The 2194-nt window shown below is 55.7% G+C and carries 3 protein-coding genes; 2 read left to right on the plus strand and 1 reads right to left on the minus strand.

The features are described 5' to 3' along the window. Positions 1 to 31 precede the first annotated feature (31 nt). A complete protein-coding gene (locus tag GOW40_RS21995; protein WP_256367887.1) occupies positions 32 to 664 on the minus strand; it encodes a TetR/AcrR family transcriptional regulator in 633 nt (210 codons plus the stop codon). 36 nt (positions 665 to 700) lie between these two features. Here GOW40_RS21995 and GOW40_RS22000 point away from each other — a divergent pair, with 36 nt between their 5' ends. Both GOW40_RS22000 and GOW40_RS22005 read left to right on the plus strand, forming a co-directional pair. Next, positions 701 to 1174: a cupin domain-containing protein gene (locus GOW40_RS22000; RefSeq protein WP_171133940.1), complete on the plus strand. Its 474-nt coding sequence runs from the start codon at positions 701 to 703 to the stop codon at positions 1172 to 1174. Between the two features lie 42 nt (positions 1175 to 1216). Further along, positions 1217 to 2050 carry a c-type cytochrome gene (locus GOW40_RS22005; protein WP_171133941.1) on the plus strand — a complete coding sequence of 278 codons (834 nt, stop codon included), beginning with the start codon at positions 1217 to 1219 and terminating at the stop codon, positions 2048 to 2050. Positions 2051 to 2194 lie beyond the last annotated feature (144 nt).

Raw genomic sequence — 2194 nt, forward strand, 5'->3', positions numbered from 1 at the left:
TGCGGACTATTCGGACATTGGCGACGTCACTTCATGCTCCTGGCAAATACTTGTCCAACAACGCGTCAACGAGGCCTTCGAGCAATCGATTGCCGGTCTTCTGATCGACACGAAGAATATCCTCGAGTATGATTAATTGCTCCATTCCCGAGGTCATTGATAGGCGCTGTGTCAGAGCTTCGAACTCGCTTGGTCTCATCGCGGGGCGGATCGGTTCGAGCGCTTCGGCAAAGGCAGCCAGTCTTCTCGCGCCGCGCATTTTGACCGTTCCGTCTTCCAACGCAGCCTTCAAGGATTCTGCCAGAAACTGACGAAAGTAGGCTTCGTGATCGCGAGAAAAGTCGAGATAGTAGCGCGCCACGGCGTGCACGCGACTTCGAACGTCATCTATTCCTTCTAGAAGCTCGGACGTCGGTGTCACCTCGATGTCTAATGTGGCATCAAGGGCCAGAACCCCGGGGTCTGAGAAGTATCTGTAGACCGTCGCGCGACTGGTCCTCGCACGCTCTGCCACCTTGGCCAACGTCACTTCTTTTCCCTCGGACATCAGCTCTCGTGTCGCGGCTAGAAGAGCTTCGCGAGTTCTATTCTTCTGGTTGGTTCGGGGTGCCAAACTGACCTCACTTAATGATACACTTGTCTCACAAATAGAATTGTGTACCATAAACGAATAGAATCGCAAGCATTGGGAACAGTCGAAATGACGCAGCCTCGCCCTCGAATTTATCACCTTCTCGGAAATCTCCTGACGTTCCACGCCTTTCCGGCGGACACCGGAGATCGCTACACAATTGTTGAAATCAAAACCGCCCCAGGTGCTGGTGCGCCGCCCAATCATCACGCCGGCGAAGACGAGAGCTTCTTCGTTCTGGAGGGAGAATTTGAGTTCTTTGTAAATGGCGAAACGCGCAGTGTCCGGGGCGGAGATTTCGTAAAAGTGCCGGAGGGAGCCGTTCACGCGTTCACGTGTACTGGAGAAACCCCGGGTCGCTTGTTGTGTATTAACTCGCCAGGCGCGATGCACGATACGTTCTTCACCGAGGCTGGTGAGGCAATGCCGGATGGAACGACAGAAGTACCGAAGCCTGACGGGCCTCCCGATATCCCGGCAATCATGGCCGTGGCTGATAAGGTTGGCATGACCATCCTGACGCCCGACGAAGCGCCTGCCTAACCCGACGACAGCGCACAAACCCAAAATTCGGGAGCATGAGAAATGAACAGAGTTCTGCTGACCGCCGTGAGTGTGCTTCTCCCACTGTCGGCCTTCGCGGAGCCGAGCGTCGAGCGAGGAGAGTATCTGGTTCGGGGACCGGCTGCCTGCGGTAACTGCCACACACCACAAGGTCCAAACGGACCGGACATGTCGAACGAGTTGGGCGGCATGATGGTTGAGAAGAATGAGATGATGGAGGCTTGGGCTGTCAATATCACGCCCGGCAGCCGTGTAGCGGATTGGAGCGACGCGGAGCTGGCCAAAGCGATACGCGAGGGCATCCGACCGGACGGTAGTTTGATTGGGCCCCCGATGCCGGTTGGCCTTTATCGCGGACTGAGTAACGACGATCTCATGTCGATGGTCATGTTCTTGCGCACAGTCCCGGCCAGCGACAACGAAACCCCTGCTTCCACCTACAACTTCCCACTTCCACCTGCCTACGGGCCACCGATCGGAACTGTCTCTGCGCCTCCTCGCGGCGTTAGTGTCGATTACGGTGCGTATCTTGCGGGGCCGGTGGCGCATTGTACGGAATGTCATACTACTTTCGGACCGACTGGGCCGATGTTCGAAACACATCTCGGCGCAGGTGGTTTTGAGTTCCACGGGCCATGGGGAGTCTCCGTCGCGCCCAACATTACAAGCCATGAAGACGGTCTTGCAGGTTATTCCGATGATGAACTGAAGGCGATTATCACAGTGGGCAAGCGACCGGATGGCAGTCGGATGCTTCCCCCGATGGGGTATGCTTACTACGCTACAATGACTTCGGAAGATCTAGAGGCAATCGTTTTGTACCTGCGGACGATCCCACCCTTGCCCGATCCATAATACGCACTGGTTCAAAACAAGAATCCTACCCAAGCGCCTTGTCGGAGATGTCTTCAAGCGCGAGCTCTGGCTACTAGTAGTCACTGAGCGGCTTCAATCGGTAATTGATTATTTCGAGAGGCTCGAATGACCGCCATGCGGACA

The organism is Ruegeria sp. HKCCA6707 (genome assembly GCF_013033515.1).
In the GTDB taxonomy this organism is placed as follows: Bacteria; Pseudomonadota; Alphaproteobacteria; order Rhodobacterales; family Rhodobacteraceae; genus Ruegeria.

Coding starts and splice junctions, on each gene's coding strand:
- GOW40_RS21995 (WP_256367887.1), bottom strand. CDS start 664: ATGGTACACAATTCTATTTGTGAGACAAGTGTATCATTAAGTGAGGTC.
- GOW40_RS22000 (WP_171133940.1), top strand. CDS start 701: ATGACGCAGCCTCGCCCTCGAATTTATCACCTTCTCGGAAATCTCCTG.
- GOW40_RS22005 (WP_171133941.1), top strand. CDS start 1,217: ATGAACAGAGTTCTGCTGACCGCCGTGAGTGTGCTTCTCCCACTGTCG.